Origin of the sequence: Flavobacterium sp. CSZ (assembly GCF_015350725.1) — a bacterium.
Taxonomy (GTDB): domain Bacteria; phylum Bacteroidota; class Bacteroidia; order Flavobacteriales; family Flavobacteriaceae; genus Flavobacterium.
In genome coordinates this window covers 187,775-204,239 of record NZ_JADKPQ010000003.1, presented here as the reverse complement: position 1 = coordinate 204,239, position 16,465 = coordinate 187,775, and the positions used below count along the sequence as shown (strand labels likewise).

15 protein-coding genes and 2 pseudogenes are annotated in these 16,465 nt (G+C 33.2%); 12 read left to right on the top strand and 5 right to left on the bottom strand.

What is annotated here, in order from left to right; translation table 11 throughout:
* Positions 1–189 precede the first annotated feature (189 nt).
* Positions 190–1,284 carry a redox-regulated ATPase YchF gene (gene ychF / locus IRZ78_RS04875; RefSeq protein WP_053473683.1) on the bottom strand — a complete coding sequence of 365 codons (1,095 nt, stop codon included), beginning with the start codon at positions 1,282–1,284 and terminating at the stop codon, positions 190–192.
* Positions 1,285–1,600: 316 nt separating this feature from the next.
* Between ychF and IRZ78_RS04870 the strand changes: the two genes are divergently transcribed.
* A complete protein-coding gene (locus IRZ78_RS04870; protein WP_194615449.1) occupies positions 1,601–4,336 on the top strand; it encodes a TonB-dependent receptor in 2,736 nt (911 codons plus the stop codon).
* Positions 4,337–4,423: 87 nt separating this feature from the next.
* On the opposite strand, the gene IRZ78_RS04865 is transcribed toward IRZ78_RS04870, so the two are convergent.
* Positions 4,424–5,584 (bottom strand): hypothetical protein, encoded by a 1,161-nt coding sequence (locus tag IRZ78_RS04865; protein WP_194615448.1) that lies wholly within the window; start codon positions 5,582–5,584, stop codon positions 4,424–4,426.
* A 165-nt stretch (positions 5,585–5,749) separates the two neighbouring features.
* Entirely contained in the window at positions 5,750–6,103 is a 354-nt protein-coding gene (locus IRZ78_RS04860; protein WP_065447848.1) for a 4Fe-4S dicluster domain-containing protein, read from the bottom strand.
* Between the two features lie 136 nt (positions 6,104–6,239).
* Here IRZ78_RS04860 and IRZ78_RS04855 point away from each other — a divergent pair, with 136 nt between their 5' ends.
* The 7 genes from IRZ78_RS04855 (at position 6,240) to IRZ78_RS04825 (ending at position 11,760) form a co-directional block, all read left to right on the top strand.
* The gene (locus IRZ78_RS04855; protein WP_194615447.1) at positions 6,240–7,313 is read left to right on the top strand and encodes an acyl-CoA reductase; all 1,074 of its coding nucleotides are present in this window, start codon (positions 6,240–6,242) and stop codon (positions 7,311–7,313) included.
* A 93-nt stretch (positions 7,314–7,406) separates the two neighbouring features.
* Positions 7,407–8,477 (top strand): 3-phosphoserine/phosphohydroxythreonine transaminase, encoded by a 1,071-nt coding sequence (gene serC, locus IRZ78_RS04850; RefSeq protein ID WP_194615446.1) that lies wholly within the window; start codon positions 7,407–7,409, stop codon positions 8,475–8,477.
* 139 nt (positions 8,478–8,616) lie between these two features.
* Positions 8,617–9,567 (top strand): D-2-hydroxyacid dehydrogenase, encoded by a 951-nt coding sequence (locus IRZ78_RS04845; protein WP_194615445.1) that lies wholly within the window; start codon positions 8,617–8,619, stop codon positions 9,565–9,567.
* 95 nt (positions 9,568–9,662) lie between these two features.
* Entirely contained in the window at positions 9,663–10,022 is a 360-nt protein-coding gene (locus tag IRZ78_RS04840; RefSeq protein WP_194615444.1) for a hypothetical protein, read from the top strand.
* A 161-nt stretch (positions 10,023–10,183) separates the two neighbouring features.
* The gene (locus tag IRZ78_RS04835) at positions 10,184–10,747 is read left to right on the top strand and encodes a hypothetical protein (protein ID WP_194615443.1); all 564 of its coding nucleotides are present in this window, start codon (positions 10,184–10,186) and stop codon (positions 10,745–10,747) included.
* Between the two features lie 228 nt (positions 10,748–10,975).
* The gene (locus IRZ78_RS04830) at positions 10,976–11,425 is read left to right on the top strand and encodes a DUF6146 family protein (RefSeq protein WP_194615442.1); all 450 of its coding nucleotides are present in this window, start codon (positions 10,976–10,978) and stop codon (positions 11,423–11,425) included.
* Between the two features lie 32 nt (positions 11,426–11,457).
* Positions 11,458–11,760 (top strand): DUF6787 family protein, encoded by a 303-nt coding sequence (locus IRZ78_RS04825; RefSeq protein ID WP_194615441.1) that lies wholly within the window; start codon positions 11,458–11,460, stop codon positions 11,758–11,760.
* A 75-nt stretch (positions 11,761–11,835) separates the two neighbouring features.
* Here the strand turns inward: IRZ78_RS04825 and IRZ78_RS04820 are convergent, their stop codons facing one another.
* Complete coding sequence (locus IRZ78_RS04820; RefSeq protein ID WP_194615440.1) at positions 11,836–12,135, bottom strand: hypothetical protein; 300 nt, start codon at positions 12,133–12,135, stop codon at positions 11,836–11,838.
* Between the two features lie 95 nt (positions 12,136–12,230).
* The gene (locus IRZ78_RS04815; protein WP_194615439.1) at positions 12,231–12,953 is read right to left on the bottom strand and encodes a phosphodiester glycosidase family protein; all 723 of its coding nucleotides are present in this window, start codon (positions 12,951–12,953) and stop codon (positions 12,231–12,233) included.
* A gap of 132 nt (positions 12,954–13,085) precedes the next feature.
* On the opposite strand from IRZ78_RS04815, the pseudogene IRZ78_RS26085 reads away from it, so the two are divergent.
* From IRZ78_RS26085 to IRZ78_RS04800, 4 genes and pseudogenes are all read left to right on the top strand, one after another.
* Positions 13,086–13,304, top strand: a pseudogene (locus IRZ78_RS26085) (ATP-binding cassette domain-containing protein); the annotation flags it as partial.
* A 213-nt stretch (positions 13,305–13,517) separates the two neighbouring features.
* A pseudogene (locus IRZ78_RS26080) lies at positions 13,518–13,964 on the top strand (ABC transporter ATP-binding protein); the annotation flags it as partial.
* A 281-nt stretch (positions 13,965–14,245) separates the two neighbouring features.
* Positions 14,246–15,664 carry a hypothetical protein gene (locus IRZ78_RS04805; protein WP_194615437.1) on the top strand — a complete coding sequence of 473 codons (1,419 nt, stop codon included), beginning with the start codon at positions 14,246–14,248 and terminating at the stop codon, positions 15,662–15,664.
* Positions 15,661–16,425 (top strand): TIGR02757 family protein, encoded by a 765-nt coding sequence (locus IRZ78_RS04800; protein ID WP_194615436.1) that lies wholly within the window; start codon positions 15,661–15,663, stop codon positions 16,423–16,425. Before IRZ78_RS04805 ends, IRZ78_RS04800 begins: the two co-directional genes overlap by 4 nt.
* Positions 16,426–16,465: the final 40 nt, after the last annotated feature.

Below are 16,465 nucleotides of genomic sequence, written 5' to 3'. Positions count from 1 at the left end.
TACACGGATTTTTTTTTATGCTTTGTTTTTTTTGTTTCTCGCAGATTGAGCAGATTTTATTCTCATGTATTGTACTGGCTTCGACTTCGCTCAGCCTGACAACAGTCAGCTTTAAGCATAAAAAAACTGCTGAATCTCTTCAGCAGTTTAGTCTATTCTCTATATTCTCTATTCTTTATTCTCTAGAAATTACACGTTGAAACGGAAGTGCATTACATCTCCATCTTTTACCACATATTCTTTTCCTTCAACTTTGAATTTTCCTGCTTCTTTTGCTTTTGCTTCTGAACCGTACTGAACGTAATCTTCGTATGAAATCACCTCTGCACGAATGAATCCTTTTTCGAAATCAGTGTGGATAACTCCGGCTGCTTGTGGCGCTGTAGCTCCAATATTGATGGTCCAGGCACGAACTTCTTTTACACCTGCCGTAAAATACGTTTGTTGTTTTAATAATTTGTAAGCAGCACGAATTAAAACTGATGCTCCCGGCTCTGTTAATCCCATGTCTTCAAGGAAAACCTGACGCTCTTCATAACTTTCGAGTTCTGTAATATCAGCCTCTGCTCCTACTGAAAGGATAATTACTTCAGCATCTTCGTCTTTTACTAATTCACGAACCTGATCTACATATTTGTTTCCGTTTACTGCTGAGTTTTCGTCAACATTACAAACATATAAAACCGGTTTTGCAGTAATTAATTGAAAAGATTCCATAAGAACTTCTTCGTCATTACCTTGAGGTGTAATAGTACGAGCTGATTTAGCTTGTAATAATGCTTCTCTGATTCTGTCTAAAAGTGCTTTTTCAGTTTGCGCTTCTTTGTTTCCGGTTTTAGCGGCACGGTTTACTTTTTCTAAACGTTTTTCAACTGTTTCTAAATCTTTTAACTGTAACTCGATATCAATCGTTTCTTTGTCACGAATTGGGTTTACGTTTCCGTCAACATGTACGATGTTATCATTATCAAAACAACGCAAAACGTGAATAATAGCATTACACTCTCTAATGTTTCCTAAAAATTGGTTTCCAAGACCTTCACCTTTACTCGCCCCTTTTACCAAACCTGCAATATCAACAATATCTACTGTTGCCATTTGTACACGCTCTGGTTTTACCAATTCTTCTAACTTGTTGATTCTTGGATCCGGAACGTTTACAACACCAATATTAGGTTCGATTGTACAAAACGGAAAGTTGGCACTTTGCGCTTTTGCATTAGATAAACAATTAAATAATGTTGATTTTCCAACATTTGGTAATCCTACAATTCCTGCTTTCATCTGTTGTTTCTATTTATTTTTATTAGATCCTGATTCTCTCAGGTCTTTATCATTTAGCTTCTACCTTAATATATAGATGGTTACTTTAATGACGTATAATTTATGTATTGACTTTTTATTTCTGCCGAAATGATATTTTTTGGCTTTAAAATTTTGCAAATATAAGATTTAATAGCTCGTAAGTGAAGTAAAAATGACGATTAATGTATTTTAAAACACCTTCTTTAAAATAATTAAACTTTTTATTAATATTTTGTTAAAAAATAGTAATTTTATCAAAGATCAAAATCAAATAATAAACCAAACCCACAAAACTATGAAAAAGATTGCATTATTTTTATTCCTACTAAATACGATGTTTCTTTTTGCACAAAAAGAAATTTCAGGTGTTGTAAAAGACAAATCCGGCGCGCCTTTACCAGGTGTTAATGTTCTTGAAAAAGGAACTGCAAACGGCGTATCGACTGATTTTGAAGGAAGCTATCGTATAAAAGTCAAAGAAGGAGCTACATTAATTTTTAGTTATGTTGGCTATTCTTCCATCGAAAAAAAAGTTACCGGTGACAAAATAGAGATTATTTTAGACGAAAGCGGCGGCCAAATCTTGAGCGATGTCGTAGTTGTTGGTTCGAGAAACGCGAAAAGAACGGTTGTAAATTCGGCTGTTCCTATTGATGTTATTAATGTAAAAGATGTTACGACGCAAAGCGGAAAACTGGAAATTAATGAATTACTACAATATGTTGCGCCTTCGTTTAATGCCAATAAACAATCCGGTTCTGACGGAGCAGATCACGTCGACCCGGCTTCTTTAAGAGGAATGGGACCTGATCAGACGCTGGTTTTAATTAACGGAAAAAGAAGACATCAATCGTCATTGATTAATTTATTTGGAACTCGCGGACGCGGAAATACAGGAACTGATTTGAATGCTATTCCTGCTGCCTCTATTAAGCGAATTGAGATTTTAAGAGATGGTGCAGCGGCGCAATACGGTTCTGATGCCATTGCAGGAGTTATCAATATTGTGACTAATGACAATATAAACGAATTTACCGGAGCCATTACTTACGGTGCGTTTAATACAGATGCAAAAGGAGACTTTCCCGAAGGTACTGCCAACACAAAAGATTTTAGATTAGACAAAAAAGGAAACGGAAACTCATTTGGGAAAAACCAAAATTTTGACGGAGGATCGCTAAAAGTGTCTGCCAATTATGGTACTGCAATAGGATCTAAAGGAGGCTATGTGAATGTTACAGGAGAATTTTTGAATAAAAACAAAACATTACGCCCTGGTTTTGATTTTAGAAAAGGTTTTGGTGAAGCTGAAATTCAGGGTGTGAATTTATTTGTAAATCTTGCTATTCCTATTTCTGACAAGACACAATTTTATGCATTTGGAGGAAGCAATTTCAGAGATACAGATGCCTACGCTTTTACTAGAAATGACGGAGAAAGAGTCGTAGAATCTATTTATCCGGGCGGATATACACCTAGAATTACCTCAAAAATAAATGACAATTCGATTGCAGCAGGAATTAGAACAGAAACTTCAGGTGGCTGGAAATGGGATCTTAGTAATACTTTAGGAAAGAACAAATTCCACTATGATATAAAAGGAACCATCAATGCTTCTCTTGAAGATAAATCGCCAAGAGAATTTGATGCCGGCGGACACAGCTTACTTCAAAACACTACTAATTTAGATGTTTCAAAAAATTACGGTGATATTCTTGGCGGATTAAATATTGCTTTTGGAACTGAATTTAGAGTAGAAAAATTCGAAATTTTTGCAGGAGAAGAAGGTTCATACGCTACTTATGACACAAATGGAGTACCTATTACAGACCCAACAACTCAAAGTGCTCCTACGGTTCCAAATCCTGATTATGATCCTACAGATCCTACTTCTTCTCCAACAATTCCAAGACCTGGTGGTTCTCAGGGTTTCCCGGGATATAGCCCCTTAAACGAAGTAAACAAAAGCCGTACTAACTTTTCTTTATACGCAGATGCTGAACTAGATGTTACCCAGGCGTGGATGGTGAGCGGTGCTGTTCGTTATGAAAATTATAGTGATTTTGGAAGTACGGTAAACGGAAAATTTGCTTCCAGACTTAAAATTACAGATCATATTAACTTAAGAGGTTCTGTAAGCACAGGATTTCGTGCCCCGTCATTAGCTCAGATTTATTACAATTTACGCTTTACCAATTTTAGCTCTGCCGGTGCAACTGAAGTTTTGCTGGCTCCAAATGATAGCGAAATTACCAGAGCTTTTGGGATTCAGAAATTAAACGAAGAAAAAGCTTTAAACGCTTCTTTGGGTTTTACAGCTAACTTTGGCGATTTTACTGCAACTGTAGATGGTTATTTAATTAATGTAAAAGACAGAATTGTATTAACGGGTTATTTTGATGCATCGGCTTTGCCTGGCAATGTAGATAAAGCGCAGTTTTTTGTAAATGGTGTTGATACAAAAACAACAGGACTTGATGTTGTTTTAGCATGGAAAAAAACAATAAACGAGAATAGATTTGGTGCAACTCTTGTTGGAAACATCAATGACATGAAAATCGATAAAGTAAAAAATGGTACTTTAGATGAAAAAACATTCTTTGGTGAACGTGACAAAGCTTTTTTACTGGCTTCTGCTCCGCCAAATAAATTTGGTTTAAACCTTAATTACGGAAGAAAATGGTTTGATGCAGGTTTGGCTTTTACCAGATTTAGTGAGGTAAAATTACTGGATTATCAAATGGATGAAGATCCTGAAGATTACAGAACGTCTCCAACCGAAACTGATGCTCAGGTTTTTGCCAACCAAAAGAAAGCTGCTACAGATACGTACGGGGCAAAAATTGTAACCGATTTAACTTTAGGTTTTAAAGTTTCAAAATCTACCAAAATTAGTATTGGAGCCAATAACTTATTAAATATCTATCCTGACCAGCAAGACGACTGGGTTGAAGCCGGAGGATATTGGGATGCTGTACAAATGGGTTTCAACGGAGCTTATTACTATGCAAGACTTGGGTTTAATTTTTAATTTAAAGAAAAACCATTGACATAATCTGACCATAAATCACAAAAAATCCTGAGCGTTAAACTCAGGATTTTTTTTATTTATTAAAGATCATAGCTTAAAATCTAAGGAAGCAATGATTGCTTTTTCTTCATCGGTTGCTGTAAATCCTGAAATATCCCAATAGTTGGTTAAAATTTTATTTTGTTTATTAAAAAGTGTTTTCTCTTTAAAAACATCACTTTCATTATAGGTAAACTTTTGTTTGTTATAACTCGTGGTTATAAAGTTATTTCGAACCTGAATATTCTTAACCTGATCTTTTAAGGTAAGATTATACGCTATTTCTTCATTCGAACTTAACAGGTAATAATCTGAACCATCTAATCTGTAATCTACTTTTACAAAAGATCTGGTGATTTTTTTTGATCCTATAGCCGGTTTCTCTTCGATTTTATCAGGATCTCCCGGGGTAAAAACACACGAGAATTCTACAATAAGCTTTTTTACAGGATCATAAATCACCTCGAAACTATCTGCATCTTTTTTAGATTTATCAAGAGCAGTAATATTCATGACATAATAGTCTTTATTATTAGGATGACCTTTTATAATAAAATCATATTCTTTTTTTGCTTTTGAATCTAAAACGGGATGAAAGTAATTTAGGTTCGAATAATTCTCCATAATATTATTGAGATTATAGCCTCTTAAATCCGCGCTTACATCTGTTTCCAGCAAACCATAAGACCTGTTTTGCTCTACTAATAATGTAGTGGTTGACTTTTTATTTCCTGAAAACTGAAAATTTACCAGTCCGTCATTATAATACGAGTATTTATTATCGAGCATAAAAAACTCTCTCACGTAAACTTTAAGCCGGTAAGGTGTTGTTAGTTTTTCTATTGAATTAGAAACAATTCGTTGAAGTATTTTTTGTGGATTTTCTTTAGATAAGACAATTTCATCTAATTTGTTGTTCTTATTTTTTAGATAAACTACAAATTGATCTTCTTTTAAAGTAGCCCAGCGCAGGGTTAAATTCTCATAATTCATTTCAGAAACCTGAACATTCGAAGCTCCGTTGAGTACAAAAGTAACCTTTCCGTCTTCATTACTTAACAAAACCTGTTTGGTTTTAAGTATAACAACCATTGCGTTTTCTATAGGCAACTGCGTTTCTATATCTTTTACAATGATAGAATATTCTGCATTTTGAGCAAAACTGTTAACACTAAAAAACACAATAAATAAAAATATCAATCTCTTCATAGGCGTTGTTAAATTTTCAACTAAAGTATTAATTTTTTATCAATAAATTAACATTAAAAAAATAAAACCTTAAAAATCAACAAACTACCAAATGTCAAAATTTAAAATATGAGCAAAAAAAATCCTGAGTTGTTACTCAGGATTTATATTTTCTACACTAAAAGTTTATTCATCACCATGTAAAAACGCTTGTCTGTTCAACAAGGTTTCTTCATCTTCTACGTGATTATCGTCTGGCACACAACAATCAACAGGACACACAGCAGCGCATTGAGGTTCATCATGAAAACCTTTACACTCTGTACATTTTCCAGGAACAATATAATATACTTCGTCAGAAATTGGTGTTTGAGCATCATCTGCATCAACTTCAGTTCCGTCCGGTAAAATTATTTTTCCTGAAAGTCTTGTTCCGTCTTTATATCTCCAATCATCAGCGCCTTCATAAATTGCTGTATTTGGGCACTCTGGTTCACAAGCTCCACAGTTTATGCATTCGTCAGTTATAATTATTGCCATCTTGTTCTTGGTTACATGTTAAAAGTTACAGGCTTTGAGTTTAAAATACCAAAGATTTCATTCTGCTTTGCCTTATAACGTAATATAGCTTATTTTTGTGCAAAATTACAATCAAAACAATTCATAAACAAACATTATGACATTAGAAACAAAAAAAAGTGTTTTTGTTGAATTAGGAAAATTTTTAAGTCAGTTTTCCGAAGAAGAAAATACACGAAATGAATCGGTTTTAGGTAATGACTTGTTTTTTGATGATTTTATAAAACTGATCCTTTTATCTCAATCTCATAACGGATGGTATACACCTGAACAAGTATACTTTGCTATAAAATCATGGGCCGATGCACTGACTGAAGAAAACATTACAAAATGGCTTTCTCAATACGCAACAGAATTTGCCCAGGATGACAAAACTGAAAAAAATGTAGCCTTAATTTTGGCGGGAAATATTCCGCTGGTAGGTTTTCACGATTTTTTATCGGTTCTGGTTACCGGAAATAAAGCTTTAATAAAAACATCTTCAAACGATCAGCATTTACTTCCTTTTTTAGCTAAATATTTGATTTTTGCTGATGAAAGCTTAAAAGATAAGATCACTTTTGTGGAAGGAAAACTGGAAAACTTTGATACCGTAATTGCTACCGGAAGCAATAATACTGCAAGATATTTTGAGTATTATTTTAAAGATAAACCTTCGATCATTCGAAAAAACAGAAATTCGGTTGCAGTTTTAAACGGAAAAGAAACCAAAGAAGATTTAGAAAATTTAGGCGAAGATATTTTCCGTTATTTTGGGTTAGGTTGCCGCAATGTTTCGAAGATTTTTGTGCCAAAAGGATATTCATTTGATGCTTTTTTTGAAGCAATTTTTAAATATCAGGACGTGATTCATTACGAGAAATACGCCAACAATTACGATTACAACAAGGCCGTTTTTTTAATGAGTAATTTTAAATTACTTGATAACGGATTTTTAACGATAAAGGAAGATCCTAGCTACGCCTCTCCTATTTCGAGTGTTTTTTATGAATTTTACGAAAATATAGACGAATTACAAACTCGCCTTGAAGCTGATGCTGAACAAATTCAGTGTATTGTTAGCAACAATTTGATCAAAAATAGTATCCCATTCGGACAAACTCAAAATCCTCAATTGTGGGATTATGCAGATAACGTAGATACTATAACGTTTTTGTTAACAACAAAGTAAAAATATGTTTAATTATTTCGAATAATTTATCGCTTTTTCAGCTCCTATTGCCGAAATTTGCCTCTTTAAAATTTTCGACTTTTAACAACAACCATGAAAAAACACAACTACAGCGCAGGACCAAGTATTTTACCTCAAGAGGTTTTTGAAAAAGCATCAAAAGCTATATTAAATTTTAATGATTCAGGACTTTCTATTCTTGAAATTTCGCACCGAAGTAAAGATTTCGTTGCCGTTATGGATGAAGCTCGTTCCCTTGCTTTAGAGTTATTAGGACTTACAGGAAAAGGATATCAGGCATTATTTTTACAAGGTGGTGCAAGTACCGCTTTCTTGATGGCTCCGTATAATTTATTGAAAGAAGGTGGAAAAGCCGCTTATTTAGATTCCGGAACCTGGGCAACTGCTGCAATAAAAGAAGCAAAATATTTTGGAGAAACTATTGTTGTAGCTTCTTCGAAAGAACAAAATTATAACCATATTCCAAAAGGATACGAAATACCAAGTGATGCTGATTATTTTCACTGTACTAGTAACAATACTATTTTTGGAACTCAAATGAAAGAATTCCCAGCAACTAACATTCCTGTTGTTTGCGATATGAGTTCTGATATTTTTTCACGCAATTTAGATTTCTCTAAATTTGATTTAATCTACGCCGGAGCTCAAAAAAATATGGGTCCTGCAGGAACTACTTTGGTAGTAATCAAAGAAGATATCTTAGAGAAAAACGGAAGAACTATCCCAAGTATGTTAGATTATGCTAAACATATTAAAGCAGAAAGTATGTACAATACTCCTCCTGTTTTTGCTGTTTATGTATCATTACTAACTTTACAATGGATTAAAGAAAAAGGAGGAATTGCTGCTGTTGAGAAATTAAACGACGCAAAAGCTGATTTACTTTATGCTGAAATAGACAGAAACCCATTATTTAAAGGTGCTGCAGCGGTAGAAGATCGTTCTAAAATGAATGTTACTTTCTTATTAAACAACGCTGATCATACAGAAACTTTTGATGCTTTATGGAAAGCTGCAGGAATTTCAGGATTGCCAGGACACCGTTCTGTAGGTGGTTACAGAGCTTCTATTTACAACGCTATGCCTATCGAAAGTGTTCAGGTTTTAGTTGATGTAATGAAAGCTTTGGAAGCTAAAGTTTAATTTTTTTCGGTTAATCGTTAATTTGTTTAACTGTTTAATCGTCAAAAAATGCTTCCTTTAAAATATCAAAAAAGAAAAATCAAATAGCTGGTTTATCGATTAAACAATTAAACGATTAGCCAAATAAACAATAAATACAATGAAAGTATTAGCAAATGACGGAATTTCTAAAAGTGGAATTCTAGCCTTAGAAAAAGGTGGATTTGAAGTTATAACTACAAAAGTAGCTCAGGAACAAGTAGCTAATTTTGTGAATGAAAATAATGTTGACGTAGTTTTAGTGCGTAGTGCAACTAAAGTTCGTAAAGATATTATCGATGCTTGCCCAGGACTTAAAATTATTGGTCGTGGTGGTGTTGGTATGGATAATATTGATGTTGATTATGCAAAAAGCAAAGGAATTCACGTAATTAATACACCGGCTTCATCATCAGAATCTGTTGCTGAATTGGTATTTGGACACTTGTTTTCTGGTGTTCGTTTCTTACATGATTCTAATAGAAACATGCCTCTTGAAGGGGATTCGAACTTTGATGGTTTGAAAAAAGCATATGCAAATGGAACTGAATTAAGAGGAAAGACTCTAGGTATTGTTGGTATTGGTCGTATCGGACAAGCTACAGCAAAGATGGCTCTTGGTTTAGGAATGAAAGTAATTGCTGCAGATAGTTTTATTCCCTCTGTAGATGTAAAAGTGGAGTTTTTTGATGGTCAGTCAATCACTACAACTATCGTTTCTCAATCATTAGAATCTTTGTTTAAAGAAGCTGATTTCATTACATTACACGTTCCTGCTCAGGATGGTTACATCATTGGAGAAAAAGAACTGGCAATCATGAAAGATGGTGTTGGAATCGTAAACTGTGCTCGAGGTGGTGTTATCGATGAAGTTGCTTTAGTAAAAGCTTTAGATTCTGGAAAAGTTGCTTTTGCAGGTTTAGACGTTTTTGAAAGCGAACCAAAACCAGAAATGGCAATCTTAATGCATACTAAAATCTCTTTGACTCCGCACATTGGTGCTGCAACCGGAGAGGCTCAAGACAGAATTGGTACAGAATTGGCTTCACAAATCATTACCTTGTTGAGCTAAATAAAATAGATCAAATTAATTAAAGGGATTTACTGCTTAACCGTAGTAAATCCCTTTTCTTTTTTTCTAATTTTGCCGTTTAATTAAACTATAATATGGAGACTGCCAAAAATAACTCCGGACGTAAGTGGATCTTTCGTTTGATAGTACTTACAGCTGCAATTGCATTATTCTGTACTTATATCTTTGGAAATATATTTATGCTTGTTATCGAAAAAAAATATTTTATCCCGGAGCAATCTTCTATTTTTACTTTTAATGAAACGGTACATAATGACGGCTCAAGTGACGTATGGAGGTATGGAGAAGATCACAGCAATTATTATTTCAATCTAAGTACATTAAATAATGACGTGCTATTTTTTCCTAAAAAGAACATTGCTAATTGTCCCGGATTTAATCCTGAGGATATCACTACCTGGTGCGACGTGAAAGTACCCAATACTAAACCATAACATTGACTTTAAGTTAAAGCGATATAAGAGTTTGAGTAATTTCTTAAATTTGTTGAACTAAGTAATTAAAAAATAGATTAACTTTAGAGGTATTTATTATTATTTTGTAGTAAATACCTTTCTTTTTATTAAATTTGTCGTCTCATCTAAATCTAAACATTATGTTTGAACAATTAACTCAATTAGTACAACAATACGGAGGCAATGCCGTAGTAAACAACTCTGCTGTTCCTAATGAGCACAACGAGGCTGTAATAAACGAAACAAGCACTTCGATTTTTGAAGGACTTAAAAAAATTGCTTCAGAAGGTGGTGGAGAACAACTTGCCGGTTTATTTAGCGGTAAATCTTCTATAGACAGTTCAAACCCTGTTGTACAGCAAATAACACAGCAATTGTCAGGAAGTCTTGGGCAAAAATTTGGATTGAGCAGTGATGCTTCTTCAGGGGTTGCAGCAAGTATGATTCCGCAAATACTAAGTTCTTTGGTTAATAAAGCGAAAGATCCTAATGACAGTAGTTTTCAGATTTCTGATATCATTGGTTCTCTTACCGGAAATAGCGGTCAGGCTTCCGGGATCATGGAAACAATTAATAAATACGGAATGCAGTTTGGTTTAGATCAAAACAATGACGGAAAGGTAGATGTAACGGATGTTCTTGTAGTCACTAAAAGCAAAGGCGGAATTGCAGGATTTATTGGTAAATTGTTTGGAAGTAAATAAAAGTTGCTGAGTCGCTAAGATACTAAGTTGCTGAGCCTAAAAATATAAAAAAAAGCTGTTTACTTGATGTAAGCAGCTTTTTTTTCTTTTCATTGTAAGAATGGCAAAGGTTTTGATATTCTAACTTTTAAATAAATTTAAATCTGCAATTACTAATTATAAACTGTTGTTAAATAGCAATATAGTTGATTGACATCTTTGTAAATTTAAGTTTCAAACTAAAAAGTTATGAAAAATTACCTCTACATCTTTATCCTTTTATTTACGATTATTGCTTGTTCTACTACTTCAAAAAATAATATTGTAACCAATACTACTCATCCTGGGCATACTCCAAAAGTTGCTATAAATGATACCGTAAGAATTGCAAATGATTCTCTAGAATATGAAGTTATTATTATCGATAATGGTTTTAGCACCTGGCTGGCTGCAACGGCGCTTCCGCGTAATTATTACTCTTTATCATATCTTGAAAACAAGAACAATTTATATGTAAATGAATGGAATAATCGTGTTTTGCAACCGCAGCGTTATAGCCCCAATTTATACGAAATGAGAATCGATTATCAGCCAAATATTCATTACGGATACGAAGTAAATTACCTGATTTATAATTATATGATTTATTTTCAAAATACATACAAACAAAAGCTTTCAGGGTATGTTCCTATAAGATAATGTTCTTATATTTGTAATTATTGCAAATAAAAATGAATCGATTAAAGAAACGTTGGGGTATTACCTCAAATCTACAAGCCATAATTATATTGATTGTTTTTGCCATCACAGGATCAGCATCTGCATGGTTGTCTAAACCTTTTTGCGTTGTACTGGGCATCACCAAAGAAGATTTTGGCGGATGGTTTACTTTAATCCGGTTATTGATTATTTTCCCTATCTATCAGGTTTTACTCGTTGCAATAGGAACTATTTTTGGTCAATTCCGTTTTTTCTGGAACTTCGAAAAGAAAATGCTAAAAAACATGGGACTCGGATTTTTATTTAAAGATTAATTTCACCATCTCATTAAAATAAAAAAATGGCAACTTTTAAGGTTGCCATTTTTCATTTATAAAATTGTTAGAATTTTAGTCTTCTCCTTTTTGAAAATAGTAAGTATAAATCCACGTTAGTGTAAACGACGGGATTATATCTGTAAACGGCAATGCTTCTTCTATAAATGTTAACACACTTGCCACTCTACCTACTCTTCCTTTGTACATCCTGGTCATAATAAATGCCGCAACGGGCGCCCAAATTACATCTGAGAATTCTCCAATCAAGGGAATCGAAAAGGATATCATTCCAACGCCGTCCAAGAGCAAACCCAAAAGGAGTTTCCTGGTTCTGTCGCCTTCGTTTATTGTTTTTACTTCCTGCATTTTCATTTCATTTAGATATTATTCGAATTTATAAAGAATTGAGTCAATTGAACTTATTTATTAGTACAATTTTATTTCTTAATTCCCACATAATAAACCCTTTAATTATTCTTTTTTTCTGTTACTGCAAATAACGCACCAAAATTTCCATCGGTCTGAATCCAATTTTCTGATGGAGCATAAGCACGTGATACAAATCCGTCGAGATACAAAGCATTTTTACAGCCTAAACTTTTAAAATAATGGGCAAAATCATAAAAATTTATCTCTTTTTTCGACAATACAAAAATCACTTTCCCATCAGGCCGAATTCCAACACCGTTTCGAATGTTTAGATTACCTGATCCCTTTGTAAGGTCCGGATGAATTTTTCCATCAATCACTAACATTGGACCGGATTGTGTAGCATATTGAATTTTTCCATCATTACGAAAATCTTCTGTTTTACAAATTCCTGCAATTTTTCTTGTTAGATAAAAAACACCATTCGGTTTTAGATAGAAATTACCAGCTGCTTTTAAGGTATCCAAAGCAACCAGAACCTTTTGTTTTTCGATATAAAGTCCTTGTGGCGAATTATCTTTTTTATACATTCCGCCATTCATGGCAAATTTTAGCGTCAACTTGTTTTTTTCTATCCAAAGTTTCAGGTTCTGGATACTTCCAAAATTCTCATCCTTATTATTCTTCCAATATAGTTTTAAATCTTCCTTTTTAAGATCGACTTTATACACCAAAAATGAATCATCAGCATATATTTTGGCATCAATAAACAGTCCAAGAAGTACAATTATCAAAACTAATAACCCAATTTTTGTTTTCATCCCTCTAAATAATTTCTAATAAATGTAGCATAAAATTTCAATACCTATTTAAATAGCTTTCTTCATAAAATTCTGTTACAACCCATTTTTATATCGGCAGAATCTTTGTTTCTTTGTAAAAACAGTTTCAAAATGATTCACGCAAAAAATATACATAAGTTCTACGATAAATTAGAGGTTCTAAAAGGAGTCGATTTGCACATCAAAAAAGGAGAAATTGTTTCTATTGTTGGTGCTTCAGGTGCCGGAAAAACAACCCTTTTACAAATTTTAGGAACACTGGACAAACCAGAAATAAACACCGAATCGTCTCTGACTATAAACGGAGAAAATGTACTGAAATTACAGGATGTAGAAACTGACAATTCTAAGCAAGAAAAAACATTCAGATTAATTTCCTGGATAGGCGGCATTTATACTGTATGCTTAGTTGCCTTTTTATTATTCTTTAAGCTTACCATATTTGACGATATTTTTAGATACATTACCATTGCTGCTTTATTACTGCCTCTTTTGGTGTTAGCTATTTATATGAATCGCTATTTTAAAAAGAAAAGCAAGCAAGACAAAATATTATCTAATTTCAGAAATTTAAATCTTGGTTTCATTTTTCAATTTCATCAATTATTACCTGAATTTACCGCTTTAGAAAATGTTTGTATCCCTGCATTTATGGCTAACAAACCAAAAGCCGAAACTGAAAAAGAAGCCAAAAGAATCTTAGACTATTTAGGTCTATCGCACAGAATACATCATAAACCCAACGAACTTTCAGGCGGAGAACAACAAAGGGTTGCCGTAGCGAGAGCTTTAATCAACAAACCCGATGTTATTTTTGCCGATGAACCTTCGGGAAACCTTGACACACATTCTGCGGAAAACCTGCATCAGTTATTCTTCCAGCTTCGTGATGAATTTGGGCAGACTTTTGTAATTGTAACACATAATGAGGAATTGGCAAATATGGCCGATAGAAAATTGGTAATGTCTGATGGACAAATTATTTCTTAATTATGATTTTAATTGTAATAAGTTGGTTTTATATCCTTTTTGCCACAATTAATTTAGGTTTTCTAACAGATAGAATATTACAGCTAAAAAATCAAAATTTTGCGATCACATCGATTCTCGGTCTATTTGGGACAACTATAATTGCAAGTATTTGGGCCATTTTTGGTAGAATAAATATTGAATTTCATGTTTTTTTACTCTTATTAAATATCTTTATTTCTTTTCGATTTAAAAACAAAATCATAGCAATTTATCAACTGGTTCTATCTGAATTTAAGGAATTGCAAAACATTCTAAAAATTGTTTTTGTTATAACCAGTTTGTTAATAATTGCACAATGTTCTTCAATTCCTTTTATTATAGACAACGAATCGTACTACATTCAAACTATAAAATGGATTAATGAATATGGTTTTGTAAAAGGACTTGCTAATTTACACCTCTTTTTAGGGCAAACTAGTGGTTGGCACGTTACTCAAAGTGTTTTTAATTTTTCTTTCTTATACAAAAATTTTAATGACCTAAGCGGTTTCTGTCTTTTGCTTGGAACGTTTTTTTCAATTCAAAAATTAAATGAATTCTTCACCAACAATAATAGAAATTATCTTGTTGCAGGATTGCTTCCTTTATTCAACATATTTCTATTTCAATTTATAAGCGCTCCTTCTCCAGATGTTCCGGTTTATGTTTTTTCAATAGTACTTTTCTTTTACTTTTTAGAAAACTTTAAAAAACCAACACCCGAAGTATTTAATCTAATTGTAATTTTAGTTCTTTTTTTGGTTTACATCAAAAACACCATGTTAACTTTTGGGATAATTCCTCTTATTTTATTGACTTTACATTTTAAACTGCTTTCGAAAAAATTATTAAAACCCATATTACTGGCAATTTTAATTATCTCGCTTTTTATCATAAAAAATATGATTGTTTGCGGATCCCCCATTTTCCCGTCTAAAGGTTTTAATAGTTTATCAACTGCTTATGGTATTCCGGATGCTATCGAAAATTTTTATTATGACTCCATTAAGCATTTTGGTTACTCTGTTACTGCTGAGCATTATAATTCGATGTCACCTTTTAGTTTGTTTTTAAAATGGTTGACACTTCCAAAACTTCATGGTCTATTCAATTCGTTAAGTATTTTTCTGATCGTTTTTGTTCCATTTTTTATCTATAAATTTCAAAATAAAAAAAGTCTCTGGATACTTTATATTGTGATGGTTTTACAATTGGTTTTGCTTTTTATGACATCACCGCAATATCGTTTTTTCATGAATTTTATACTATTCTTTTCTCTTTTTTGTTTCGCTTGTCTGATTCAGAATAAGAAAACAATCAACTCATTATTGACTCTATCATTGATCCCTGTTTTTATTGTATTATTCTTTCCTTTAAACTTCAATAGCTTTTCTAATAATCCTTTTATGCGAAAATCTAGTAATTTCTCGGTTAGCAATATTGTCTTCCCGTATAAAAACACAAAAAGCAACACTGCTTTTATTACTCTTACGCTTGGAAATCTTAATTACGACTCACCTGTAAATAATGATTTCTTTTGGGGAAATGGAGATGGTGTTTTACCTTGCGTAAATAAAGATCAAATAGAGTACTTTAAAAAACATTTCAACACAATCCCTCAAATGCGTACAAACGATTTAAAAGATGGTTTCTACGCTAAAGACCTTTCGAAAAAATGACCCAAAAAGAACTCAAAGAATTTCTCGACCAAAAAGTCATTCAATATAACAATCAGGATTTCATTGATAGCGATCCTGTACAAATTCCGCATTTGTTCTCTCAAAAAGAAGACATCGAAATTGCCGGTTTCTTAAGCGCCACAATTGCTTGGGGAAATCGTAAGATGATCATCAAAAACTCGCATCAAATGATGGAATTAATGGGTAATACACCTTATGATTTTGTCATGTCGCATTCTGATGATGATCTAACCCGTCTTGAAGATTTCGTTCACCGTACTTTCAACGGAAAAGATTTTGGCGGTTTTATAAAAGGATTGCAACATATTTACAAGAATCATGGCGGCTTAGAAGCTGTTTTTGCAAAACATCAGGAAAAAGATAGTTTGCAGAAAAGTATTCATGAATTCAAAAAAATATTTTTCGAAATCGATCATTTGCCCCGAACTCAAAAACACATTTCGGATCCGCTGAATAATTCGGCAGCAAAAAGAATCAACATGTACCTGCGCTGGATGGTTCGCCAGGACACAAAAGGCGTCGATTTAGGTATTTGGAAAACCATTTCACCTTCTTTATTATCTTGTCCGCTTGACGTTCATTCGGGAAATGTTGCCCGAAAATTAGGCATTCTGACCCGAAAACAAAACGACGCAAAAGCCCTGAACGAATTAGATCTTAAACTTAGAAAAATGGATGCTCAGGATCCTGTAAAGTATGATTTTGCTTTATTTGGATTGGGCGTTTTTGAAGGGTTTTAACCCCAACAGCTTCCTTTTTCATTAGCTTTATTGCGTTTTT

Bases quoted from the DNA above. Each gene is read 5' to 3' on its own strand.
- ychF (WP_053473683.1), bottom strand. From the start codon at position 1,284: ATGAAAGCAGGAATTGTAGGATTACCAAATGTTGGAAAATCAACATTA.
- IRZ78_RS04870 (WP_194615449.1), top strand. From the start codon at position 1,601: ATGAAAAAGATTGCATTATTTTTATTCCTACTAAATACGATGTTTCTT.
- IRZ78_RS04865 (WP_194615448.1), bottom strand. From the start codon at position 5,584: ATGAAGAGATTGATATTTTTATTTATTGTGTTTTTTAGTGTTAACAGT.
- IRZ78_RS04860 (WP_065447848.1), bottom strand. From the start codon at position 6,103: ATGGCAATAATTATAACTGACGAATGCATAAACTGTGGAGCTTGTGAA.
- IRZ78_RS04855 (WP_194615447.1), top strand. From the start codon at position 6,240: ATGACATTAGAAACAAAAAAAAGTGTTTTTGTTGAATTAGGAAAATTT.
- serC (WP_194615446.1), top strand. From the start codon at position 7,407: ATGAAAAAACACAACTACAGCGCAGGACCAAGTATTTTACCTCAAGAG.
- IRZ78_RS04845 (WP_194615445.1), top strand. From the start codon at position 8,617: ATGAAAGTATTAGCAAATGACGGAATTTCTAAAAGTGGAATTCTAGCC.
- IRZ78_RS04840 (WP_194615444.1), top strand. From the start codon at position 9,663: ATGGAGACTGCCAAAAATAACTCCGGACGTAAGTGGATCTTTCGTTTG.
- IRZ78_RS04835 (WP_194615443.1), top strand. From the start codon at position 10,184: ATGTTTGAACAATTAACTCAATTAGTACAACAATACGGAGGCAATGCC.
- IRZ78_RS04830 (WP_194615442.1), top strand. From the start codon at position 10,976: ATGAAAAATTACCTCTACATCTTTATCCTTTTATTTACGATTATTGCT.
- IRZ78_RS04825 (WP_194615441.1), top strand. From the start codon at position 11,458: ATGAATCGATTAAAGAAACGTTGGGGTATTACCTCAAATCTACAAGCC.
- IRZ78_RS04820 (WP_194615440.1), bottom strand. From the start codon at position 12,135: ATGAAAATGCAGGAAGTAAAAACAATAAACGAAGGCGACAGAACCAGG.
- IRZ78_RS04815 (WP_194615439.1), bottom strand. From the start codon at position 12,953: ATGAAAACAAAAATTGGGTTATTAGTTTTGATAATTGTACTTCTTGGA.
- IRZ78_RS04800 (WP_194615436.1), top strand. From the start codon at position 15,661: ATGACCCAAAAAGAACTCAAAGAATTTCTCGACCAAAAAGTCATTCAA.